19 protein-coding genes and 2 tRNA genes are annotated in these 23,616 nt (G+C 66.6%); 13 read left to right on the top strand and 8 right to left on the bottom strand.

Going from position 1 to position 23,616, the window contains the following annotated elements; genetic code table 11:
* The first annotated feature begins 43 nt into the window (after nucleotides 1-43).
* From G9V96_RS07575 to G9V96_RS07550, 6 genes are all read left to right on the top strand, one after another.
* Nucleotides 44-1,195: an ABC transporter ATP-binding protein gene (locus tag G9V96_RS07575; RefSeq protein ID WP_168582483.1), complete on the top strand. Its 1,152-nt coding sequence runs from the start codon at nucleotides 44-46 to the stop codon at nucleotides 1,193-1,195.
* Complete coding sequence (locus G9V96_RS07570; protein WP_168582482.1) at nucleotides 1,192-1,839, top strand: ABC transporter permease; 648 nt, start codon at nucleotides 1,192-1,194, stop codon at nucleotides 1,837-1,839. The genes G9V96_RS07575 and G9V96_RS07570 overlap by 4 nt, the downstream gene beginning before the upstream one ends.
* Entirely contained in the window at nucleotides 1,836-2,624 is a 789-nt protein-coding gene (locus tag G9V96_RS07565; RefSeq protein WP_168583906.1) for an ABC transporter permease, read from the top strand. The genes G9V96_RS07570 and G9V96_RS07565 overlap by 4 nt, the downstream gene beginning before the upstream one ends.
* Nucleotides 2,625-2,665: 41 nt before the next feature.
* A complete protein-coding gene (locus tag G9V96_RS07560; protein WP_168582481.1) occupies nucleotides 2,666-3,598 on the top strand; it encodes an ABC transporter substrate-binding protein in 933 nt (310 codons plus the stop codon).
* An 84-nt stretch (nucleotides 3,599-3,682) separates the two neighbouring features.
* Nucleotides 3,683-5,416: an ABC transporter ATP-binding protein gene (locus G9V96_RS07555; protein ID WP_168582480.1), complete on the top strand. Its 1,734-nt coding sequence runs from the start codon at nucleotides 3,683-3,685 to the stop codon at nucleotides 5,414-5,416.
* Nucleotides 5,413-7,428, top strand: a complete 2,016-nt coding sequence (locus G9V96_RS07550; RefSeq protein ID WP_168582479.1) for an ABC transporter ATP-binding protein — start codon at nucleotides 5,413-5,415, stop codon at nucleotides 7,426-7,428. The genes G9V96_RS07555 and G9V96_RS07550 overlap by 4 nt, the downstream gene beginning before the upstream one ends.
* 269 nt (nucleotides 7,429-7,697) lie before the next feature.
* Here the strand turns inward: G9V96_RS07550 and G9V96_RS07545 are convergent, their stop codons facing one another.
* Both G9V96_RS07545 and G9V96_RS07540 read right to left on the bottom strand, forming a co-directional pair.
* Nucleotides 7,698-8,552, bottom strand: a complete 855-nt coding sequence (locus tag G9V96_RS07545) for an aldo/keto reductase (protein WP_168582478.1) — start codon at nucleotides 8,550-8,552, stop codon at nucleotides 7,698-7,700.
* 77 nt (nucleotides 8,553-8,629) lie between these two features.
* Nucleotides 8,630-12,604 (bottom strand): (Fe-S)-binding protein, encoded by a 3,975-nt coding sequence (locus G9V96_RS07540; RefSeq protein ID WP_168582477.1) that lies wholly within the window; start codon nucleotides 12,602-12,604, stop codon nucleotides 8,630-8,632.
* Between the two features lie 297 nt (nucleotides 12,605-12,901).
* Here G9V96_RS07540 and cysK point away from each other — a divergent pair, with 297 nt between their 5' ends.
* The gene (gene cysK, locus G9V96_RS07535; protein WP_168582476.1) at nucleotides 12,902-13,837 is read left to right on the top strand and encodes a cysteine synthase A; all 936 of its coding nucleotides are present in this window, start codon (nucleotides 12,902-12,904) and stop codon (nucleotides 13,835-13,837) included.
* A 248-nt stretch (nucleotides 13,838-14,085) separates the two neighbouring features.
* A complete protein-coding gene (gene epsC / locus G9V96_RS07530; RefSeq protein WP_404861440.1) occupies nucleotides 14,086-14,664 on the top strand; it encodes a serine O-acetyltransferase EpsC in 579 nt (192 codons plus the stop codon).
* A 68-nt stretch (nucleotides 14,665-14,732) separates the two neighbouring features.
* Here the strand turns inward: epsC and G9V96_RS07525 are convergent, their stop codons facing one another.
* The 4 genes from G9V96_RS07525 to G9V96_RS07510 form a co-directional block, all read right to left on the bottom strand.
* Entirely contained in the window at nucleotides 14,733-14,933 is a 201-nt protein-coding gene (locus tag G9V96_RS07525) for a hypothetical protein (RefSeq protein WP_168582475.1), read from the bottom strand.
* A complete protein-coding gene (locus G9V96_RS07520; protein ID WP_168582474.1) occupies nucleotides 14,930-15,247 on the bottom strand; it encodes a YtxH domain-containing protein in 318 nt (105 codons plus the stop codon). Before G9V96_RS07520 ends, G9V96_RS07525 begins: the two co-directional genes overlap by 4 nt.
* Before the next feature lie 54 nt (nucleotides 15,248-15,301).
* Nucleotides 15,302-15,388, bottom strand: a tRNA-Ser gene (locus G9V96_RS07515).
* A gap of 104 nt (nucleotides 15,389-15,492) precedes the next feature.
* Nucleotides 15,493-15,750, bottom strand: coding sequence for a metal-sensitive transcriptional regulator (locus G9V96_RS07510; protein WP_168582473.1), 258 nt, complete (start codon nucleotides 15,748-15,750; stop codon nucleotides 15,493-15,495).
* Nucleotides 15,751-15,875: 125 nt separating this feature from the next.
* On the opposite strand from G9V96_RS07510, the gene G9V96_RS07505 reads away from it, so the two are divergent.
* The 4 genes from G9V96_RS07505 to G9V96_RS07490 all read left to right on the top strand — a co-directional run bounded on the left by G9V96_RS07505 (nucleotide 15,876) and on the right by G9V96_RS07490 (nucleotide 19,047).
* The gene (locus G9V96_RS07505; protein WP_168582472.1) at nucleotides 15,876-16,889 is read left to right on the top strand and encodes a LacI family DNA-binding transcriptional regulator; all 1,014 of its coding nucleotides are present in this window, start codon (nucleotides 15,876-15,878) and stop codon (nucleotides 16,887-16,889) included.
* A 354-nt stretch (nucleotides 16,890-17,243) separates the two neighbouring features.
* Nucleotides 17,244-17,447: a cold-shock protein gene (locus G9V96_RS07500; protein ID WP_009760622.1), complete on the top strand. Its 204-nt coding sequence runs from the start codon at nucleotides 17,244-17,246 to the stop codon at nucleotides 17,445-17,447.
* Between the two features lie 92 nt (nucleotides 17,448-17,539).
* Nucleotides 17,540-18,340, top strand: coding sequence for a DedA family protein (locus G9V96_RS07495; RefSeq protein ID WP_168582471.1), 801 nt, complete (start codon nucleotides 17,540-17,542; stop codon nucleotides 18,338-18,340).
* Nucleotides 18,337-19,047, top strand: coding sequence for a DedA family protein (locus tag G9V96_RS07490; RefSeq protein ID WP_226913583.1), 711 nt, complete (start codon nucleotides 18,337-18,339; stop codon nucleotides 19,045-19,047). Before G9V96_RS07495 ends, G9V96_RS07490 begins: the two co-directional genes overlap by 4 nt.
* A 257-nt stretch (nucleotides 19,048-19,304) precedes the next feature.
* Here the strand turns inward: G9V96_RS07490 and G9V96_RS07485 are convergent, their stop codons facing one another.
* A complete protein-coding gene (locus tag G9V96_RS07485) occupies nucleotides 19,305-20,816 on the bottom strand; it encodes an LCP family protein (protein WP_168582470.1) in 1,512 nt (503 codons plus the stop codon).
* A gap of 232 nt (nucleotides 20,817-21,048) precedes the next feature.
* On the opposite strand from G9V96_RS07485, the gene G9V96_RS07480 reads away from it, so the two are divergent.
* A tRNA-Ser gene (locus G9V96_RS07480) sits at nucleotides 21,049-21,139 on the top strand.
* 333 nt (nucleotides 21,140-21,472) lie between these two features.
* Here G9V96_RS07480 and G9V96_RS07475 read toward each other — a convergent pair.
* The gene (locus G9V96_RS07475) at nucleotides 21,473-23,305 is read right to left on the bottom strand and encodes a phosphoenolpyruvate carboxykinase (GTP) (RefSeq protein ID WP_168582469.1); all 1,833 of its coding nucleotides are present in this window, start codon (nucleotides 23,303-23,305) and stop codon (nucleotides 21,473-21,475) included.
* Nucleotides 23,306-23,616 lie beyond the last annotated feature (311 nt).

The following is a 23,616-nucleotide window of genomic DNA, read 5'->3' as shown; positions in this document are numbered from 1 at the left end:
TGCTGACGAGCGATTGTCGGAGCGCGCCGTTAGGTTGGGGCGCATGATTCGGTTCGACCATGTGAGCAAGGTCTATCCCGGCGGCGCTCTCGCCGTCGACGACCTCACCCTGGAGGTGCCTGAAGGCGGGATCACCGTCCTGGTGGGGCCCTCCGGCTGCGGAAAGACGACCTCGCTGCGGATGGTCAACCGGATGATCGAGCCCACCTCGGGTTCGCTCTTCGTCGGTGGAAAAGACGTCAGCACCCTTGACCCGGCCGAGCTGCGCCGCGGGGTGGGCTACGTCATCCAGCACGGTGGGTTGTTCCCGCACCACAGCGTGGAGCGCAATGTCATGACGGTTCCGCTGCTGATGGGGTGGGACCGGGCCAAAGCTGCCGCGCGCGCCCGCGAATTGCTGGAGGTCGTCGGGCTGGCTCCCGAGTTGGGACGGCGCTACCCCGGGCAGCTCTCCGGCGGGCAGCAGCAGCGCGTCGGGGTCGCCAGGGCGCTGGCGGCCGATCCACCCGTGCTCCTCATGGACGAGCCGTTCAGCGCTGTCGATCCGGTGGTGCGCGAGCAGCTGCAGGACGAGCTCATCGCGCTCCAGTCGCAACTGCACAAGACCATTCTTCTGGTGACGCACGACATCGACGAAGCCATCAAGCTCGGGGACCGGGTGGCTGTGCTGCGGGTGGGGGGCAAACTCGCCCAGGTCGACTCACCGGCTCGACTGTTGGCCGAACCTGCCGATGACTTCGTCGCCGATTTCGTCGGGCGGGACCGCGGCTACCGATCACTGGCTTTCCAGCAGGCCGCGGTGCCTACCCACCACGAGCCGACGGTCCGGCTCGGGGAGCCCGCACCCGATGGCGGCGGAGGTGTCGGGGGGTGGAGTCTCGTGGTCGATGAGCACAACCGACCCCAGGGGTGGGTCGAGGCAGGCACAGTGCACGGCGAGCTCACACCCGGCAACCTGCGTTTGGGCGGAACGCTGGCCAAGAAGGGCGGTTCGCTGCGAGCGCACCTGGACGCGGCGCTGTCCTCCCCGTCACGACGAGGAGTGGTGGTCGATGAGCACGGCGTGCTCGTCGGCATCGTCCACCCCGGTGAGGTCCTTGACGCGATTCAAGAGGCTGGTCGCGCAGAGGCCGGGCTACTCGCCCCAGATGAGGCCGCGAACCTGGACGCCGGACCGTCCCGGGGGCAGGGATGACGTGGTTCCTGGCGCACCTCGACCGCGTCTTCGAACTCGCGCTCGCGCACACCTACCTGGCCGGGGTGCCGCTGGTGCTCGGCCTACTGTTGGCACTGCCCATCGGATGGCTGGCGCAACGTTCCCCCCGGCTGCGACCCACAGTCGTTGCCGCAACGGGGCTGTTGTACACGATCCCGTCGCTGGCGCTGTTCGTCCTCATGCCGTTGATCCTGGGCACCCGCATCCTGGACCCGATCAACGTGGTGGCGGCGATGACCCTCTACACGTTGGCGTTGTTGGTGCGAACCGTCGCGGACGGGCTGGACTCGGTGCCCGATCACGTGCGTGCCGCCGCGGTCGCGATGGGTTACGGAAGGGTGAGCCGAGCGATCAAGGTCGAGTTGCCGCTGGCCGTTCCGGTGATCGCAGCCGGGCTGCGGGTCGCGGCGGTCAGCAACGTCAGTATCGTCTCGGTCGCTTCCCTCATCGGGGTGGCACAACTGGGGACGCTGCTCACCGATGGCTACAACCGGGCGCTCACCGGTGAACTCGTCACCGGCATCCTCGCCTGCCTCGGGCTGGCGCTCATCTTCGACCTCATCATCGTGGTGGTGGCCCGGCTCCTGACGCCATGGCGGTACGTGCAGGGGGGGTCGAGATGATCTCCGGACTGCTCGGGTGGTTCGCCGACCCGGCCACGTGGGCCGGCCCCAGCGGCATCCCGGCCCGACTGGGGGAGCACATTCTCTACACGGTGGTCGTCCTGGTGATCGCGGCCGCCTTCGCGATCCCGGCCGGCCTGTTCATCGGTCATACCGGACGAGGGAAATGGATCGTCACCAGCACGAACGCCGCGCGCGCCGTGCCCAGCCTCGGGTTGCTCTTCGCCGTGGCGCTCTGGCTCGGTCCTCGCCTGCCAGGTGAGGTGGCATTCCTCCTTCCCAGCCTGATCGCGCTCGTCGTCCTCGCCATCCCGCCGTTGCTTTCGGGCGCCTACTCCGGGGTCGAAGCCGTCGACCCAGCTGCGCGGGACGCCGCGCGCGGGATGGGGATGCGCGGCAGTCAGGTGTTATTGAAGGTGGAATTGCCGTGCTCGTTGCCGCTGCTGTTCTCCGGCCTGCGCAGCGCGACCCTGCAGGTGGTCGCCACCGCCACGATCGCCTCGTTCATCAGCCTGGGCGGGCTGGGGGTCTTCCTCGTGCAAGGCCTAGCCGGCGGGGACTACCCGCAGATGGCCGGCGGCGCGTTCCTGGTCGCGCTGCTGGCGCTGGTCGCAGACGGAGCGCTGGCGCTGGCCCAGCGGTTCATCGTGCCAGCCGGCCTGCGGATCGATGACCGCCCGCGCGGCCGTCGCCGTGGCCGACTCACTCCCAGCGGTAGCAACACCGCTTCCGCAGCGGGTCCTGAGGTGACCCGCCCGCAGGCGACTGCGCCTCCGGCAAATTAGCCCATCCCGCACTGGATACGTCTCTCAAAGGAGCACCGCTCATGAATCGCTCAACTACTCGTCTTGGCAGTACCGCAGCCGTGATCGCCCTCAGCCTGGGATTGGCCGCGTGCGGTGGCGGCTCCGACCCGCTTAACGAAGAGTCCTCCGGTAGCGGCGAAGCCGCCGCGGCGCAGAGCATCATCGTCGGGTCGGCTGACTTCTCCGAGAGCAAACTGCTGGCCAACCTCTACCGGGGTGCGCTGGAGGCAGCCGGAGTCAAGGTCGGGGAGCCGCGGCTGGGGATCGGCGCCCGCGAGGCCTACCTCAAGGGTCTGGAAGACGGCTCGATCAACCTCATCCCGGAGTACACCGGTGCTCTGGCACTGCACTACGACAAGGCCTTCGACAAGACCGAGCCACAGGAGGTCTACGACAGCCTCACGAAGTCCCTGCCGGAGAACCTCACTGTCCTGGAGCCGAGCAAGGCCGAGGACAAGGACTCGATCACCGTTACCAAGGCGGTGGCCGACAAATATTCACTCACCAAAATCAGCGACCTCAAGCCAGTGGCGAACAAGCTGAGCATCGGTGCCCAGGCCGAGTTCCAGTCCCGTGCCCAGGGCGCTCCCGGCCTGGCCAAGACCTACGGCATTACGTTCAAGCAGGTGCGCAGCCTCGGCGGGCAAGCGCTCGTGCAAGCCTTGACGAACGGCCAGGTCGACGCCGCCAACATCTTCACCACCGACCCGGCGATCGCTGAGCACAACCTCATCGTCCTCGAGGACGACAAGGGACTCTTCGGCGCCCAGAACATCGTGCCGCTGTTGACGAAGAAGGCCGCCGAAGACACCACAGTCGTACAGACCCTGAACAAGGTCTCGGCTGAGCTGAGCACCGAGGACCTGCAGACCATGCTCAAGAAGGTCGACATCGACAAAAAGGACCCCAGCGCGGTCGCCGAGGAGTTCCTCTCCGAGCACGGACTGAACTAGCCCTCGCTGAACGGGAACAGACTGCCCTCCGGCGGTGTTCGGTATCCGGACGACATACCCGCACGCACGTAGAACGGAGGCCGCATGCTGTCTCGACTGCTGCGTCGCTATCTGGCACCGTATCGAGGGCTCCTGGCCCTGGTTGTGGTGCTTCAACTCGGCTCGACCATCGCCGCGTTGTCGCTGCCGAGCTTGAACGCCGACATCATCAACGGTGGCGTCGCCAAAGGCGATGTGCCCTACATCTGGAGCGTCTCGCGTTGGATGCTCCTGGCCTCGCTGGGGCAGATCCTGTGCTCCATCGGGGCGGTGTGGGCAGGGGCGCGGGCAGCGATGAGCGTCGGCCGCGACGTGCGCGCGGATCTGCTGGATCGGGTGATGAGCTTCTCCGCGCGTGAACTGGCCAGGTTCGGGGCGCCTACTCTCATCACTCGCAACACCAACGACGTTCAACAGCTCCAGCAGGTCATCCTGATGAGCTCGACGATCATGGTCAGCGCCCCGATCATGATGGTCGGCGGCATCATCATGGCCCTGCGCGAAGATGTCGGGCTGTCCTGGCTGGTGGCGGTCGCGGTGCCGGTCATGCTCCTGGTGGTACTGCTCATCATCCGCCGGATGGTGCCGCTGTTCCGGCAATTGCAGACCGGGCTGGACCGGGTCAACCGGGTGATGCGCGAGCAGATCACCGGCCTGCGCGTCGTGCGCGCTTTCACCCGCGAAGAGTATGAGCAGGCACGCTTCGCCGAGGCCAACCAAGCCCTCACCTCGACCACGCTTGCGGTCGGGCGCCTCATGGTGTTGCTGTTCCCCATCGTCATGCTCATCATGAACGTCTCCACGGTGGCCGTGCTGTGGTTCGGATCCCAGCGCGTGGCCAGTGGGGAGATGGAGATCGGTTCGGTCTTCGCCTACATCACGTATCTCATCCAGATCCTGATGTCGGTGATGATGGCCGCGATGCTGACGACGATGATCCCGCGGGCTGCCGTCTCGGCCGAACGGATCGGGGAAGTCCTCGATGAGTCGACCAGCGTCGTGGCTCCCAGCGCCCCGATCGCGTTGGAGCAGGTGCGCGGCGAGGTCGAGCTGGATGACGTCTCCTTCACCTACCCGGGCGCTGACGCAGCCGTCCTGGACGGCATCACCTTCACGGCCCGCCCGGGCACGACCACCGCCATCGTCGGGAGTACCGGCGCAGGCAAGACCACCCTGGTGAAGTTGCTGCCTCGGTTGTTCGACGCCACCGGCGGCACGGTACGCATCGACGGCGTCGACGTGCGACAGATCGCGCCCGAACAGTTGTGGGCCCGGGTCGGCATGGTGCCCCAGCGCCCCTACCTGTTCAGCGGGACCATCGCGAGCAACCTGCGCTTCGGTAACCCTGAGGCCAGCGACGAGGAGTTGTGGGCGGCGCTGGATATCGCTCAGGCGCGCGAGTTCGTCGAGGACCTCGAACTGGGGCTCGAAGCGCCCATCTCGCAGGGCGGCACCAATGTCTCAGGGGGGCAGCGGCAGCGCCTGTGCATCGCCCGGGCATTGGTCGCGGCGCCAGAGCTGTACCTTTTCGACGACTCGTTCTCAGCGCTGGACTTGGCCACTGACGCTCGACTGCGGGCCGCGCTGCACCCCGTGACGCGGGACTGCACCGTCATCATCGTCGCGCAGCGGGTCTCGACGATCGCCGACGCCGACCAGATCGTCGTTCTCGACGCCGGTCGCGTCGTCGGGCTGGGCACTCACGAGGAACTGCTTGTGAACTGCCCGACCTACCAGGAGATCGTCTCGTCCCAGCGCAGTGCACAGGAGGTGTCATGAGCGAGTCAAAGCTCAAAGAGACTCGCCGGACCCCCGCGGGGGGCGGCGGACGGGGCCGGGGAGCGCCGACTCAGAAATCCATGGACTTCTTCGGTTCCGGCCGGCGTCTGTTGGCGCAGTTGGCGCCGGTGCGCGGCTACGTCGTAGCGGCCGTGCTGTTGACCGTGACGAGCGTGGGATTGAACGTCGTCGGGCCCAAGGTGCTCGGTCGCGCCACCGACCTGCTCTTCGCCGGTGTCATCGGGGCGAAACTGCCCGCTGGGGCGACCCAACAGCAGGTGGCTGCCGGTCTGCGCAACAAAGGCCAGGGCACGCTCGCCGACATGGTCGAGAACATGCCGCACCTAGTGCCCGGTCAGGGCGTTGATTTCGCCGCAATCAGCCAGGTTCTGCTCACTGTGCTGGCGTTGTACCTCAGCGCCGCGGTCTTGATGTGGATGTCGGGTCGTCTCGTCAACTACGTCGCGATGGTGACGATGCGCCGGTTGCGAAGCGACGTCGAGGACAAGCTGCACCGCTTGCCGCTGAAATACGTCGACGGGCAGCCGCGCGGGGACCTGCTCAGTCGGGTCACCAACGACATCGACAACCTCGGGCAGAGCCTGCAACAGACGCTGGGCCAACTGCTCAACAGCCTGGTCACCGTCGTCGGCATCCTCGTGCTCATGCTCGTGGTCAGCCCGCTGCTCACCTTGATCGCGCTGGTGGCGATTCCGCTGTCGGTCCTGGCCACGGGGCTGATCGCCAAGCGCAGCCAGAAGCTGTTCGTGCGCCAGTGGAATCGCACGGGCGTGTTCAACGGTCAGATCGAAGAGGCCTTCACCGGCCATGAGCTCGTCACGGTGTTCGGGCGCCGGGCCGAAGCCGTCGCCGAGGCCAAACGCACCAACGAGGAGCTCTTCGCGGCCACCTTCGGCGCCCAGTTCGTCTCGGGTCTGATCATGCCGCTGATGATGTTCATCGGGAACCTGTCCTATGTCCTGGTCGCCGTGGTCGGGGGCGTGCGGGTCGCCTCGGGGCAGATGAGCTTGGGTGACGTGCAGGCCTTCATCCAGTACTCGCGCCAGTTCACCCAACCGCTGACCCAGGTGGCCTCGATGGTGAACCTGATGCAGTCGGGGGTTGCCTCTGCAGAGCGGGTGTTCGCACTGCTGGACGCGCCGGATCAGGTCCCCGAGGTCGGCGGTGGCCGCAGCACGCAAGGCAGCCGTGGGCGGATCGAGTTCGAGGACGTCTCGTTCAGTTACGACCCGCAGCGGCCGTTGATCGAGCACCTTTCGCTGGTGGCCGAGCCAGGCCAGACGGTAGCGATCGTCGGTCCGACCGGTGCGGGTAAGACCACCCTGGTCAACCTCGTCATGCGTTTCTACGAGCTGGACGCCGGGCGCATCACCCTGGACGGGGTAGACATCAGCGCGATGTCGCGACGAGAGCTGCGAGAGCAGATCGGGATGGTGCTGCAAGACACCTGGCTGTTCAAGGGCACTGTCCGGGAGAACATCGCTTACGGGCGCCCGGACGCCACCGAGGAAGAGATCCGCGCGGCCGCGCAAGCCACCTACGTCGATCGTTTCGTCGCGCACCTGCCGGACGGCTACGACACGGTGCTTGATGACGAGGGCGGCAATATCTCCTCCGGCGAGAAACAACTCATCACGATCGCGCGGGCCTTCTTGTCCCGCCCGAGCCTGCTCATCCTGGATGAAGCGACCTCCAGCGTCGACACCCGCACCGAACTGCTGCTGCAACAGGCCATGGCCGCCTTGCGTAGCGAGCGGACGAGCTTCGTCATCGCGCACCGGTTGAGCACCATCCGGGACGCGGACCTCATTCTGGTGATGGAGTCGGGTCAGATCGTTGAGCAAGGCAGTCATGAGGAGTTGCTGGCTGCGGGCGGGGCCTACGCCGAGCTGTACGAGGCGCAGTTCGCGGGTGCCCTCACCTCGACGCCGGCTGGCGGATCGGGCGACGGCTCGCAGGCCGCTCCACCAGCCGGGTCGCCTACCCGCTGAGGCCCCTGACCTGGGGGACGCCCCTGGCCGCCGAAGGTTGAAAAGGCGGGCCCCCGGGTGCCAGGCTCGTACCGCGATGGACCGCACCTGTTCGTCAGGCTGCCAGTGCGCGGCTCGAGGAACAGGTGCGGCGCCGCAGCGGCAGAGCGGCAGGGCGGTAGCTGCCCGCTCCGAATGGCCGGCTCACTGACGGGCCTCCACCCGGCACAGTTGTGGCTGCGGCGCTCGGGTCGAGGTCGCGGGGCCCGCGCGCGCTCTCCGTGCGTTGCTCAGAGTGTCTGGAGCGGAATCGGTTGCGGTGGTGGTGGATAGGCCGCGTCCAAGGTGGAGATGTCCTCATCGGTGAGGTTCAGGTCTAACGCGGCTGCGTTCTCGCGGACGTGTTCCACCCGAGCGCTCTTGGGGATGGCCAGTACGTTGCCGTCGCGTAAGCACCACGCCAGAGCGACCTGTGCCGCGCTGGCCTGGTGTCTGGCCGCAACCTTGCCCAGGGCGGTGACGCCGGGGCCCCCATCGAACAGGCGGCCCTGCTCGATGGGGGAGTACGCCATGATCGGCATGCTGGCCTGCCGCGCCCTCGGGAGCAGGTCGAGCTCAGGGCCGCGTCGGGTCAGGTTGTACAGGATCTGGTTCGTGGCGCAGGCCTGTCCGCCCGGAACGCCGAGCAACTCTTCGAGGTCGTCCGGATCGAGGTTGGACACCCCCCAACTGCCGATCAGCCCGGCGGCGATCAGATCCTCGAAACCGGCCACGGTTTCCGACAACGGAACCCCGCCGCGCCAATGCAGCAGATACACGTCAATGCTCTCGATGTGCAGTCGGCGCAGGCTCCGCTCGCAGGCGGCACGGACCCCGCTTCGGGAGGCATTGTGCGGGTACACCTTGCTGACGACGACAGCCGCATCGCGGCGGCCACGTAGCGCCTCTCCGACGACCTTCTCAGCGTTGCCGTCGGCGTACATCTCCGCCGTGTCCACCACGCGCAGCCCGAGTTCGAGACCGGCCTGCAACGCGCGCACCTCCTGGGCTCGCGGCAGGTGGCCCTCACCCATGAACCAGGTCCCCAATCCCAAGGCGGGGACGTCGTGGCCGGCGAAGTCGAGGTGGCGCCCGGCAGCTGTCATGGGGCCAGCCTAGAAGGGACCGGGCACACGAAGCGGGGCTAGCCACCCCGTGGATGACCAGCCCCGCTTCGGTTGTCCTACTCGCCCCGAAGGATCTTCAGGGCCTCCGAACTCGAGATCGGCTTTCCGCCCGCGGCCTCCTGTACGGCGGCCCAGGCGCCGGAGCGCGCGGGGCTTGCCGGTGTGCTCGGGGTGGGCGCCGGTGCTGGTTCTGCGTCGGCCTCGGCTGCCGGTTCCGGGTCGGTGGCGGGAGCGGCAGCCAGTCCTGTCGCGGCTGCGTTCTCAGGTTCCGCCGTTGGCGCCGAGGTTGCGGCCGCGTCGTTCATGGGTTCGGCGGCCGGTTCTGGGTCGGTAGCCGGGGTCGCCGTTGCCTCGGCCGGCGGCTGTGGGGCCTCGGCCGGTTCAGCCACGGTCTCAGGCTGCGGGCTCGCCTGCGGCCCAGGGGCGGGGTGTTCCTCCTGGTCAGGTGCCGCGGCCTGGGCCCCCTTCATGAGGGCGAGCGCCTCGGCCGCCGACATCCGCCCGCTCGGCAGGTGGACGGTCTTCGCGGTCGGCGCCGGGCTTGCCGCCGCCGGGGAGGCAGCCGCAGGCGTCTGCGCCTCGGTCTGCTCTACAGCCTGCGGTGCCGCGTGCTCAGTGCCTTCCGAAGGACCCGCGACCGTACCGCTCTTCTCGGACGGTGTGGGCTGCTCTGCGGCCGGGGCCTGCTCCGGTTCGGCCTGCGTGGCAGGCTGCGCGACGCTCTCCGGCTCCGGCTGTGGTTCGGCGTCCCCGGCGCCGGCCATCATGGCCGCGAGGGCTTCCGAAGCTGTCATTTTGCCCGTCGGCAGGCTTGTTCGCGCCGCAGCCTGGGCCGGCTGTGCAGGAGCATCAGCCGGTGCCGTGGGTGCCGACTCGGCAGCCTTTGCGGGGGTAGCCGGAGCCTTGGCAACCGGTTCTGCTGGTTCCGCCGGTTCCGCAGATTCTGCCGGTTGGCTGGCGGATTGGGCTTGCATCATGGCCAGGGCGTCGGCTGCCGACATCTTGCCGGTGGGCATTGCCACCGGTTTCTCCGCTGCTGATCCGGCAGGCTTCGCAGGTGCCGTGGGCGCTTCGGCTGCTGGTGCAGCGGTTGCAGGTTCTGCGGCGGCAGGTTCTGCCGGTCGGCTGGCGGATTGGGCTTGCATCATGGCCAGGGCGTCGGCTGCGGACATCTTGCCCTTGGGCATCTCTGCGGGCTTCGCAGGTGCTGTCGGAGCTTCGGCTGCTGGTGCAGCGGCGGCAGGTTCTGCCGGTTGGCTGCCGGATTGGGCTTGCATCATGGCCAGGGCGTCGGCTGCGGACATCTTGCCCTTGGGTGCTGCTGCCGGTGCTGCCGGTGTCTCGGCGGCAGGTTCTGCCGCTTCGTTGCCGGATTGGGCTTGCATCATCGCCAGGGCGTCGGCTGCGGACATCTTGCCCTTGGGTGCTGCTGCCGGTGCTGCCGGTGTCTCGGCGGCAGGTTCTGCCGCTTCGTTGCCGGATTGGGCCTGCATCATCGCCAGGGCGTCGGCTGCCGACATTGCGCCGGCCTTCTTCTTGGCCGGTGCGTCCTGACCCGGCATCTCCTCGCGGGCCTCTTGCGCAGCCTGCGCAGTCGCATCCGAGGCGGCGACTTCGGCCGGGCCGCCCTCAGCAGCTTCCTGTGCCACGCCCGACTGGTCGGCCGAGGCTGCGGCGGTGTCCGGTTGTGCGCCCCGCTCGCCGGCGGCGGTCGCCGCCAACTCCTGCGAAGCGTCGGGGCTCTCGCCACGACGGACGGCGGCAAGCAGCATCTGGGCGATGTCGACGACCTCGACTTCTTCGCGTGCCTCGCCCTCGGACTGCATCGCAGTCAGGGAGTCGCTGAGCATGACGCGACAGAACGGGCAACCGATAGCGATACGGTCGGCGCCGGTCGCTACCGCCTCAGCGGTGCGGTTTCCGTTGACACGGGTTCCGAGCTTCTCCTCGGCCCACATGCGGGCGCCACCGGCACCACAGCAGAACGACTTCTGCCCGTGACGCGGCATCTCGCGCAGTTCCACGCCCGGCAGCGAACCGATGAGTTCACGTGGTGGGGCGTAGACGTGGTTGTGCCGGCCGAGGTAGCAGGGGTCGTGGTAGGTGACAGACGGCCCCGTCGAGGCGACCTTCTTGGCCGAAGACAGACCGGGGTGCTCCTCTGGGCGGGCGACCGGAACGAGCTTCTTCTCCCGCACCAGGCGGTTGAGCAACTGTGTGTGGTGTACGACCTCGTACTGGCCACCGTTCTGCGGGTACTCATTACGCAACGTGTTGTAGCAGTGGGCGCAGGTGACGACGATCTTCTTAGCGCCCGCCTCGTTCAACATCTCGATGTTCTGCGCAGCGAGCATCTGGTAGAGGATCTCGTTGCCGGCGCGACGGGCAGAGTCACCTGTGCAGGCTTCGCCCTCGCCCAGCACCGCGAAGGACACTCCGGCCTCGTCCAGCAACTCCGCAACCGCCCGCGTTGTCTTCTTGGCCCGGTCCTCGAAGGCGCCGGCGCAGCCGACCCAGAACAGGTAGTCGACCGAGCTGAGGTCCTCCACGTCCTGGCCGACGATCGGAATGTCGAACTCCAGGCCCTTGGCCCAGTCCATCCGCATCTTGGGGGCCATGCCCCACGGGTTCTGCTTGCTCTCCAGGTTCTTGAACAGACCACCGAACTCGGCCGGGAAAGCCGACTCGATGAGCACCTGGTTGCGGCGCATGTCCACGATCGCGTCGACGTGCTCGATGTCGACCGGGCACTGCTCCACGCAGGCGCCACAGGTGGTGCACGACCACAGCACGTCGGAGTCGATGATCGCGTCCGGTCCCAGCGCGTCGTAGGCGGCCAGCGGCCGGTCCTGCTCGTACCCGGTGTCACCGACCAGGGAGACCTGGGCCAGTTTGCGGGTGTGCTCGGGCAGGCCGGGACGATCCTCAGCGCTCGCGGTCAGCCAGGGCATCATCGCGTTCGAGTGGTCTCGCATGGCCATCACGAGCAGCTTGGGCGACAGCGGCTTGTCGGTGTTCCACGCCGGGCACTGGCTCTGGCAGCGACCGCACTCGGTGCAGGTGCTGAAGTCCAAGAGTTGCTTCCAGGTGAAATCGTCGATCTTGCCGACCCCCATGGAGATCTCGGCGTCCTCCTCGCCGTCCCCGCCCTCGGCCAGCTCCATCACTTCTTCGAGGTTCTCGGCCGTCACGGCCGTGCCACCGACCTTCATCGGCTGCAACTCACCCAGGGAGGTGCGCCCATCTGCGTGGCGCTTGAACCAAATGTTGAAGAACGCCAGGAACCGGTGCCAGGCCACCCCCATCGTCGGGGTGAGTGAGACGGTGATCATCCAGGTGAAAGAGATGAGGATCTTGATCGCAGCGACGACGATGATCGACTCGCGCAGCCACTCCTCGGACAGCCCGCCCCAGATGCCGCTCGTCCACGCTGTGAGTGGGAAGTGCACCCACACGGTGGTCTCCGGCTCGGTGAACTTGACCAGTGCGGCTTCCTGGCTGCGCAGCGACAGGATGCAGATCGAGACGAGCAGGATGATGATCTCGACGAAGTAGGCCTCCCACCAGGTGGAGCCGAAGAATCGGCTACGGCGCCCGCGTTCACCGGCGGCGCGGCGCGGGTGGTTCTTCTGGCGGATCGACATCAGCAGGATGATGCCGATGAGGCAACCCCACGCGAAGAGTTCGACGACCCACTCGAACGGTGGGAAGTGCCCGATGATCGGCAGCCGGAACTCCGGCCAGACGAGCTGGAAGAACGCGTTCACCAGGGTGCTGAACAGGATGAGGAAGCCCAGCGCAGTGAACCAGTGGGCGATGGCGACCACGGGCAGTCGTGCCATGCGTGTGTGCCCGAGGAACTCGCGCAGCAGGGTCGCGGTTCGCCGCCCTGGCTGGTTGGTTCGGGTCGGGTCGGGGGCGCCCGAACGGAACAGCTTGGTGTACCGCCAGACCTGCCGGACGAGCAGGAGCCATCCCACCGTCGGGATGATGAGGCACAGGACGATCGCCGTGATCTGCAGCGCTGACATGAAATGCAGGATACGGAGGCAACCGGGTTGGGTCTGCGGCTCGCCCTGTGACGTCGGTCGCCAAGGGGGTGCTTGCAGGTTGGCAGATGGGCGGATTTATGCGGCCCCGCGCCTGTCCGGAGCGGGAGTTTTCGGCAGGTCTGCCTGACGATGTGGACTGCCTGTCTCGGATGTCGGCTGCGGCAAGAACGAGGCCGCACGCCGTAGGAACATAATGCCGAGTTGGAATACCGATAAGCGGCCATCCGTTATGGCCGTCGTACCCGTTCGATTTCACCCCTGCGGAAGGTGCCTGCTGTGCCCATCCATGACGACGTCACTGCCCTCGTCGGCAACACCCCTCTTGTACGCATCAACCGGATCATCGACACCGCCGATTCGGGCGTGACGCTGGCAGCCAAGCTGGAGTTCTACAACCCGGCCAACTCCGTCAAGGACCGTATCGGGGTGGCGATCGTTGACGCCGCCGAAGCCTGCGGAGAGCTCAAGCCCGGGGGCACCATCGTCGAGGCGACCAGTGGCAACACCGGGATTGCGCTGGCCATGGTCGGCGCCGCCCGCGGCTACCCGGTCGTGCTCACCATGCCCGAGACGATGAGCGCCGAGCGCAAGGCGCTGCTTCGTGCGTTCGGTGCCGAGGTGGTGCTCACCCCAGGCGCAGAAGGTATGCGGGGTGCGGTGCAGCGCGCCGAGGCCATCGTGGCCGAGCGGGGCGGGGTCTTGGCCCGCCAGTTCGCCAACGAAGCCAACCCGGCGGTGCACAGCCGCACCACCGCCGAAGAGATCTGGAAAGACACCGACGGCGCTGTCGACATCGTCGTGGCCGGCGTTGGCACCGGGGGCACCATCACCGGCATCGGCCGCACGCTCAAGGAGCGCAAGCCCGAACTGCAGCTCGTTGCGGTGGAACCGGCCGAATCGCCCATCCTCAACGGCGGCCAGCCGGGCCCGCACATGATCCAGGGCCTGGGCGCCAACTTCGTGCCTGAGGTACTGGACACCGATCTGTACGACGAGGTCATCGACGTCGACATCGAGCACTCGGTGGAGTTCGCGCGCAAGGCTGCCACTCAGGAGGGCCTGCTCGTGGGTCTCTCCTCGGGTGCGGCGCTGTGTGCCGCCTCGCAGGTAGCTGCTCGAGCAGAGAACGCCGGCAAGACGATCGTGGTCATCATCCCCTCCTTCGGAGAGCGCTACCTGTCGACCGTCCTCTTCGACGGCCTGCGCGACTGACGCGAATCTCGTCCCATCATCTTCCAGGAGCGTTCGTGAGCCAGGTTCAGATCACCGAGAACACCCAGCTCGGGCCAGCCGATGAAACCCGCTGCGGCCATCAACCGCTCAACGCCGCTGCGCAGCAGCGACGTGCACGCAAGCAGTACCCGCAACCGGCAGCTCAGGACGAGGCGTGCCTGTGCGTCGGGGCAGCCTGCCCCACCCACCCCGCCGCCAGGAAGACCCTCGCGTCGCGGGCGGGCTGGCTGCGCCGGGTGAAGGAGACCGTCGTGGAGGACCTGCAGGCAGCGGTCGAGCGTGACCCAGCGGCGACATCCAAGGTGCAGATGGCAATCGTTTCGCCGGGGTTGCATGCCATCTGGGCGCATCGGGTGGCGCACCAGATGTGGCAGCGAGAGTCCTTGAAGTTGCCGGCCCGGGTGCTGTCGAATCTGGCGCGTACCGCGACCGGGGTCGAGATTCACCCCGGGGCCGATATCGGGCGACGCTTCTTCATCGATCACGGTATGGGTGTAGTCATCGGCGAGACCTCACAGGTCGGGGATGACGTGATGCTGTATCACGGGGTCACCCTCGGTGGCCGTACCCTCGCCAAGGGCAAGCGCCACCCCACTCTGGGCGACAACGTCACCATCGGTGCCGGCGCCAAGGTGCTCGGGCCGGTCGAGCTCGGCGAAGGGGCGCAGATCGGCGCGAACTCGGTGGTGGTCAAAGACGTGCCGGAGTACCACGTGGCGACCGGGGTGCCGGCGCGCCATCGTGCGCTCGCCCAGCGCGAGGACCCCTACGAGGCGATGTTCGCCGAGCCAGCTCTCTGGATCTAGCGCCGAGCCACGCTCATAGTGAAGGCCGCAACCCCACCGGGGTTGCGGCCTTCACTGACGAGCACGGTTTAACAGGAGCTGCTGGCCTCTTCGGCGCTGCGCTGCTCACTTTGACTGCTCTGCTGCGAGGTGAGCCCGTTCACGCGCTCTTGAGACTCCTCGAGGATGGCCTCGGCTTGCGCCTGCGGGTCATCGCTGCCTGCTGCGATCTCCTCCGGGAGCAACTCGGCGCGCTCAGCGGCGGCGTCCTCGCTCGCGGGGGAGGTCACGACTGGAACTTGGTCTCGTGCGGGACGTAGTCGCTACCGGACTCGCTGCCGATGAGCATGTCGTCCTTGGAGTCGCCGCTGACCTTTTCCTTGGCCGCTGCCGTCGCCTGACCCGCCACCTCGGCGAGCTTGGCGCTGACATCGGGGGCCTTTTCCTTGACCGTCTGGCTTGCGGTGGAGACCTTCTCCTGGACTCGGGGGTCGTGCCACAGCGCGTCCGCCTGCTGCTTCATTTCCTCATAGCGTCCGCGCCCTGCGCGGGTGCCGAGGACGTATCCGACTGCTGCGCCTGCCAGGAAGGTAAGCCTGTACATGGTGTTTCCTTTCGTCGACTGGCACGACTCTATGACTGGAACCGTGCCCTCGCGCGGAGGGCGTGGGATTCGAACCCACGATGCCGTTGCCGACATAGCGGTTTTCAAGACCGCCGCACTAGGCCACTATGCGAGCCCTCCATGCCCGGAAGTCGGGCGTACACCAACGTTACAGGCCCGCAGGGGCCTAGGTCTCCCCGCTGCATCCTGCGAAGGGTGGAGCGGGGCCGCTGGTGCTGCAGTCACTATGCGAGGGAGAGGAAGACCTTCTCAAGCTTGGTGGTGTCCAGGTCATCGCCGGCCTGGACACACTGCCGCATACCTTGCGCGATGAGCGTGAAGGCGGCGCGGTCCACTGCCTTGCTCACTGCTGCGAGCTGGGTGACGATGTCTTCGCACTCGCGCCCGCTCTCGATCATCGCCAGGATGCCGCCGAGCTGGCCCTGAGCGCGCTTGAGGCGGTTGGCAACCGCGGTCGTGCTGGCCGGATCGATCTGGACCATGTGCTCTCCTTCGTCTGGCGACAAGGGGGCCAGGCTCTCATGCCCGAGGGGGTATAGACATCCAGACGGGGCGCGTTCCGGCGTTCAGGTAGCCGAACCTGTTTTGTTGCGCAAACATAGGGGTCATGCCAGCGGTGACCATGACAGCTGTGGCCCGGGAGGCCGGAGTGTCCGTGAGCACCGTCTCCCATGTCGTCAACGGCACCCGAACCGTAGCCGCGCGCACGCGCGCAGATGTGCTGGAGGCGATGCATCGCCTCGGTTTCTCCTACGAGGGTGTGACCCGTTCACTGGCGGCTGGGGCTACGCCCACGATCGGGGTCGCCCTGCCCATGTCGGCCAATCCCTTCCTGCACGAACTGCGGGCAGGCATCGAGGTCGAAGCCCTGCGGCAGGGATTGTCGGTGATCGGCAGCGACACCGGCGAGGATGAGCAGCGCGAGGAACGCGCCGTGGCCAACCTGCTTGCCCACCACATCAACGGTCTGGTCATCGTGCCTACCGCTGGCTGGGAGGATGGCGCGCTGCGGATGTTGCGCGGGCGTCCGGTGCCGTTCGTCGTCCTGGACCGGTTGCAGTCCCTGGCCGTGGATCAGGTGGTCGTGGAGAACGAAGCCTCTGCCGCGAGCCTGGTGGACCATCTGCTCGCGCTGGGGCATCGCCGGATCGCGGTCATCGGTGGGATCGAGGGCCTCACCACCACGGCCGAGCGGTTGCGGGGCTATGCCGTTGCCCATCAGCGACACAACGTCCCGGTGGATCAGTCCCTGATCTTCGATGGCGGTTCGACCGAGATGCAGGGGCGTCGGGCGATGCTGAAGATCCTGGCGCTGCCGCAGCGCCCGACGGCGGTTTTCGTATGCAACGACAGCATGACCCTGGGCGCGCTGCGCGCCTTGCAGGAGGAGGGCCTTCAGGTTCCTCGAGACCTGGCACTGGTCGCCTTCGACGATCTCCCCTGGGCCGATGTCGTCGAGCCCCGGATCACTGCGGCGGCCCAGCCCAGCTTCGCGATGGGGGCGCGTGCCGTGCAGCTCCTGCGCCGAAGAATGCACAACGCCGATGCTCCTTCGCAGGTTCTGCGACTGCAGGCGGAAATCACTCACCGCACCTCCTGTGGCTGTTCCCCGCCTGGTTAGCGGCGTGCGCGGCTTTGCGAGTCGTGCTGTTTCTCAACTGGTCACGCAGCGGGTGGCGCTACCGTGAATTCACCTGATCGTCGACTCCGAGGGGGTGTGCGACGTGCCGCCTTTACCCGGCCGGACGCGCTGGACGAAGCGGTGTTCTCCAGGGCCGTTGTGGCATGTTCTCGGCCCGAGAACCGTGTTACGGTAATCCCGGCTGCACATGCAGTTCCTCGCAGTAGGAAAGACGTCGATGGAGGGCTCGTTCCACGATCGACGGGCAAGTCCCTCGTAGTGGGGGTCGTGTGCGGCAGCCGGGATCTCGCGAAGTGCGGGATTCAGCCACACCAGTAGAGAGTTGTTTTCCCCATGGCACAGGGCACCGTTAAGTGGTTCAACGCAGAAAAGGGCTTCGGCTTCATCGCGCAGGATGGGGGTGGCCCTGACGTCTTCGTGCACTACTCGGCGATCCAGACGAATGGCTACCGTTCCCTCGACGAGGCGCAGCGGGTCGAGTTCGAGGTCACCCAGGGTCCGAAGGGTCCCCAGGCTGACGACGTTCGTCCCCTCTGATCTGAGCTTTAGCTGAAGCCCCCGGTTCTTCGGACCGGGGGCTTCAACGCGTCAAGTCCAGTGGATGCGGGTAGGACGCGTAACCTGTTGGCGTGACCGACACCCCGACTACACCCGCCGCTGGCCCACCCGAGTCCGAGGGTGCGAGGTCGGCCGGGGGCTCGAAGGCTGGTTCGACCTCCGCCTCAGCCGGTGCGGGGGCGGGTTTCTGGCCTGAGGACTACACCCCGACCCGCGCCGACCGGATCGCGCTGACTCTCATCGCGGTCAGCGGCGTCTACGGCATCGTCATGATGTTGGCTCGACCCACCCTGCTGGGCTTCAACCCCCTGTTGCTTGCTTGCCTTACCGGAAGTCGCTCGGCGCTGGTCACCATCGGTGCCCTGGCAGCCACCGGCGGAACCAGCCTGAGCGTGGTCGGGGTAGCTTTCGTCGTCGCCTCGTTCAGCCTCATCAAGCTGGACCTGCTGTTCTGGTGGGCGGGCAGCCTGTGGGGCGACTTCTTCATCCGCAGCATCACCGGTTCCTCCAAAGGTGCCCTGCGTCGCGCTGAGCGCGCCGAAGGGCTGGCGCGCCGCTATCACACGCTCGCCGTCCTCATCACGAACATTCCGATCCTGCCCATTCCCCGGGCGATCGTGTTCGCGGTGCTCGGTACCGCAGGCACCTCCTTTCGTGCCATTTTCGCTGTCGACCTGGCCGCCGCGGCCGTCGTGCAAGGGCTGTGGCTCTATCTGGGCTATACCGTCGGCGAGCCGGTGGTGCAGGTGGTCGAGGTCATCGCGAAGTACTCGCTGTGGATCACTTTGGTCATTTTGGCCGGCGTGATCCTCGGCGGGATGCGCAAGGCCCGCCGGGAGCAATCGAGCAGCCACGGCGACAACACGGTGTGAACACGCGCGACGACAGCGGTGGCCACTCGCCTGACTCACCGGCCTCTGGAGAACCGAGCCCGGCCAAAGTTCGCCGAGAGGGGCTGCTGTGCGGAATCGCCCTTGGCGTGGTGAGCGTCTACGGGGTCGTCATGCTGCCGCTGCGCCCGTGGCTGTTAGGCCAGGCGCCTGCGGTGCTGGCGGCTATCTCCGGCAGCCGCACCGCCATGGTCGCCGTGGGCGCCTTGGCTGCAGCCGAGGGCCAACCGTGGCTGTGGCCGTTGTTGGCCGCCACCGTCTCGATCATCAAGTTCCACTGGGTGTTTTGGTGGGCCGGTCGGCTCTGGGGTGAAGCCGCTCTGCTCAAGGTCGGTGGGACCGCACCGAAAGCACGACGGCGTACCGCCCGGGCCGAGGCTCTGGTGCGCCGGTACCAGGTGCTCGCGATGGCCCTGGCTTACGTGCCACTCCCGTTGCCGCGCGAGATCATTCACGTCGCCCTGGGCATCGCTGGGACCCGGCTGCGCACCTTCGTGTTGGTGGACCTGGCCGCGGCAGTGACTACCCAGACGCTCTTCCTCGGCGTGGGTGCGCTGCTCGGCGATTCTGCGGTGCTGGTGGTGCGCCAGTACGCGCTCTACGCGGGCTACATCTCAGCGGCTGTGCTGCTGGCGATGTTGGTGGCGGCCTTCCGGGCCCGCCGCCGCCGGTCAAAGCCCGGCAGTTAGGCGAAAGCAGCCCTGCCGGTCACCCCTCTGGGGCGCTTCCGCTCAGCGGTGCGGGACAAGCCTGGGCGCGGCTCACCTCTTAGGGCTGCTCGGCCGCCACCGGGCGGTCACCGGCGTGCGATCATCCTGGGCCAGGTGGCCTCTATCTCAGGGCTGATCCGCGCCGTGGCCCGCGACCGATGGAGGGATACCGACCTCGCGTGCGCCACGCGACGAAGCGCAAAACCTACGGGCTATGTCGATGGGGGGGCACTGCCTCAGCAGGCGTCCTCGACCTTGACCAAGCCTTCCTTGGGAGAGGGCTTGGCTGAAGGCGTCGCGCCAGGTGCGGCGGGTGGGGCCGGGGCGGCCGGTGCAGTGGTGGGGTCGCTGGGCGGCGGGGGGCCCTCTACCGGGTCGTCCAAGATGGCGTCCTGCACGATGGCGCGGATCCGGTCGTAGTCAGGGTCGACCACGTTCACGATCTTGTTCGTGAACGGCAGGCTGCGGATCGTGCCCTGCTGCATCCGTTCCACGAGTTCGGCCCAGGCTTCGAGGTGTTCCGGCGGCACGTCGGTGTAGACGTTGTCCTTGGCCACCTTGGCCAGTGCCGGGTATTTCTCCAGCATCGATACCGGCCGGACCTGCTTGACCAGAGCACCCACCATGCAACGCTGCCGGGTCATCCGGTTGAAGTCGTCAGTGGTGGCCCGCGAACGGCTGTACCACATCGCTTCGTAGCCGTTCAGGTGCTGCGGGCCGGCCTCGATCCACCCGTTGATGCTGCCGGGCACGATGCGCCCGTTGGCGACCTTGCCGCCGATCGGGATGCGCTCCTTGACCGTGATGTCGACGCCGCCCATGGCGTCGACGAGCTCGCTGAAGCCGCGAATGTTGATGACGGCGGTGTAATCGATGTTGAGGCCTAGGACCTCCGAGAGGGTCAACCGCGTTGCGGTCAGTCCGGGCATCGGGTCGCCGGGGAAGAGCTCGCGGTGTTTTTCCCCTTCGTTCCAGATCTCGTTGATGAGGCACTTGTCGCCGCAGTTGTATCCCTGCGGGTAGACCTGGCTGAGCGGGTTGTCCGAAGCGAACGGCACATTCTCCAAGTTGCGCGGTATGCCGAAGAGCACCGTGTCGCCGGTTGTGGTGTCGATGCTGGCCACGATCATCGAGTCGGTGCGCAGACCCGGCCGGCCGGGGTAGGCATCCGAGCCCAGGAGCAGCAGGTTCACTCGGGGGTAGTTCTCCCAGGCGTCCCGGCCGGAGCCGGGCTCAGGTCGTGGGTCGTTGTCGGAACGTGCGGAACGCGCCGTCGTGAACAGATTGTCGACGAGGTCGCGGTGGATGAAGACGTACTCGACCGCTTTAGCTGCCGGGGCCAGCAGCGCCAGCGACAGGACCATCGTGAACAGGGCCGCGATGATGCGCTTGAACGTGGCGGGCGGCGTCGGCCAGTTGATCTTGGCGGTGGCCAGTACCGAGACGAACCAGATGAGTGAGCCCAGAATGATGCCCCCACCCACGGCGAGCAGCAGGTTGGGTCGAACCCCGAGGAACAGTGCGGCCGAGGTCGGACCCTTGATGAGCACGAACGAGCAGACACCGACGATAAGCGCCACGAAGCAGGCCAGCAGCGTGCCACCGACGGCACGGCGCCCGCTGAGCAGCAACCCCGATCCGGGCAGCAGCGCGCCTAACGTGGTCATCCCGAGGAAGCGGCCCAAGCCTTGGCGGGGAGTGTGCGCGGATGCACCATCCGGCGCCGCTGGTTGCAGCGTCTGCGTCATCGTTTGCCCCACCTCTCCCACGCTCAGGTGAAGAGCGCCACTGTCTATTGTGCATTGTGCGTGGACCACAGTTGACGGGTGTGAGATACCGGCGCCACAATACGCACCCGTTCGGGCGCCGTGACGCGGGTGTGCCGCTGTCGGTGTGATGAACTCGGGGTAGCTGTTTTGGTCGCTAGCCCCTTTGCCAGGTAGCCTGTTTGCTGCTCCGGTCACGCGTTGATCGGGTGGAGGAGGCGTCGCCTAGTCCGGTCTATGGCGCCCGCCTGCTAAGCGGGTTTGGGGGTTATTCCCCATCGAGGGTTCAAATCCCTCCGCCTCCGCGGTTGAGATGGGCCCCTACGGATCAGATCCGTAGGGGCCCACCCTTTTGTGGTCGTCGCACTCCGGCGCGCCCCGATAGTGCTGCCAGCTTTCGCCGCCGCCACGGCTCCCTCGGTGCTGTCTTACGGCCGGTTCATGGCGCAGCCAGGGCGACAACTAATGGCTTCGCTGCTCGATGTGTCAGCGGGCAACGGCGCGGAAGTAAGCGCAGACAGGCGCCGGCGCCCAGTCGGGCGGCCGACCCCGAGCAGCAGAACGGGCCGACATCCTGGATGGGATGTCGGCCCGTTCGTCGGAGCTTCTCAGCGGTTCCTCACCGCAGCATCAACCTCTCATGAGGCGTCGATGCGTTCCTTCAAACCGTCCAACTGCTCCTGGAGCTCGGCGGGAAGTGCGTCGCCGAACTTGGCGAACCACTCCTCGATGAGCGGCAGTTCCTTCTTCCATGCCTCCGGGTCGTAGGCAAGGGCGTTGGCGACGTCTTCCAGGCTCATGTCCAGGCCGTCGATGTTGAGGTCCTCGGCCTTGGGCAGCAGACCGATGGGGGATTCCTCGGTCTCGACCTCGCCCTCGAGACGGCGGATGATCCAGTCCAGAACGCGGCTGTTCTCCGCGAAGCCCGGCCACAGGAACTTGCCGTTCTCATCCTTGCGGAACCAGTTGACCTGGAAGATCTTCGGCAGCTTGTCGGCGTCGTGCTCCTTGCCGATGTTGATCCAGTGCTGCACGTAATCCCCGGCGTTGTAACCGATGAAGGGGAGCATCGCCATCGGGTCACGGCGCACCACACCGACCGCACCAGTGGCAGCCGCGGTGGTTTCCGAGGACAGCGTGGCGGCGATGAACGTGCCGTGGTTCCAGTCACGCGACTGGTAGACCAGCGGGATCGTCGTGGCGCGGCGGCCACCGAAGAGGAAAGCGTCCATGGGAACGCCATCCGGGTTGTCGTACTCGTCCGCGATCATCGGGCACTGCTTGGCCGGCGTGGTGAAGCGGGCGTTGGGGTGGGCCGCCTTCTCCTCCGACTCCGGGGTCCAGTCGCGGTTCTTCCAGTCGATGAGGTGCTGAGGCTTGTCCTTGGTCATGTCCTCCCACCACACGTCGCCATCGTCCGTCTTGGCGACGTTGGTGAAGATGGAGTGGCCAGCCTCGATGGTCTTCATCGCGTTGCTGTTGGTGTGAGCGCCCGTGCCGGGAGCCACGCCGAAGAGACCGAACTCGGGGTTGACGGCGTAAAGGCGCCCGTCTTCACCGAAGCGCATCCAGGCGATGTCGTCGCCGACCATCTCGGCCTTCCAGCCGGGAATGGTGGGCTCGAGCATGGCGAGGTTGGTCTTGCCACACGCGCTGGGGAAAGCGCCACCGATGTAGTACGTCTTCCCCTCGGGGTTGGTGAGCTTGAGGATGAGCATGTGCTCAGCCATCCAGCCCTCATCGCGGGCGATTGCCGAGGCGATCCGCAGTGCGTAGCACTTCTTGCCGAGCAACGCGTTGCCGCCGTAGCCGGAACCGAAGCTCCAGATAGTGCGCTCTTCGGGGAAGTGGCTGATGTACTTGGTCTCGCTGCACGGCCACGGAACGTCCTTCTCGCCTTCGGCGAGCGGGGCGCCGACCGAGTGCAGGCACTTGACGAAGTCAGCGTTCGTCTCTTCCATCTTGGACAGGACTTCGGTCCCGATGCGGGCCATGATCCGCATGTTCGTCACAACATAGGCGGAGTCGGAGATCTCAACACCGAACATCGGCACCGTCGCCTCGAGGTGGCCCATGACGAAGGGAATGACGTACATCGTCCGACCCTTCATGCACCCCCGATACAGCTCGGTCATGATCTTCTTCATCTCATCCGGGGCCATCCAGTTGTTGGTGAACCCGGCGTCTGCCTCATCCTCGGAACAGATGAAGGTCTGGCCCTCGACCCGCGCAACGTCCTTGGGGTCGGAGCGACAAAGGAAGGAATGCGGCTTCAGTTCATCGTTGAGGCGCTCGTAGGAGCCGCCGTCGACGAGAAGCTGGCACAGGCGCTCGTTCTCCTCCTCGGAGCCAGTGATCCACTCGATGCGGTCTGGGGTCGTAAGGGCTGCAACCTCATTCACCCAGGCGGTGAGGGCCTCGTGGGTGGTCCCTCCCTCAGTCGGGATATTGGTCGAGGTGGTCGTTGTCATGCGCTGGCCGTCCCTTCACGTTGCTCTTCATTGAGTTACGCCCTCAGCTACGAGCCCGGAACGTGCGGGGAACCCGCCATCTCAGGTGGTCTGGACCGCCGGTACCCGGCGGGCCGAGCCGTGGGCACGAGTGCTACTTCCCACCGTACAAGTCGGATAGGGCTTGCAGGAGTGAGCATGACACCCGACCTGGCTAAGTGCTGTGAAACGGCTCACGAAGCGCTCGCGCAAGGCTCTGGACTCGATGCTCGGCGGGGTCGCCAAACTGCTCTGACCAGGGGATTTCACATTGCTCAAGGGGCAGGGTAGAG

Source organism: Gephyromycinifex aptenodytis (assembly GCF_012277275.1).
Taxonomy (GTDB): Bacteria; Actinomycetota; Actinomycetes; order Actinomycetales; family Dermatophilaceae; genus Gephyromycinifex; species Gephyromycinifex aptenodytis.
The sequence above is the reverse complement of the archived record's forward strand: the minus strand, read 5'-3'. Positions and strand labels throughout refer to the sequence as shown.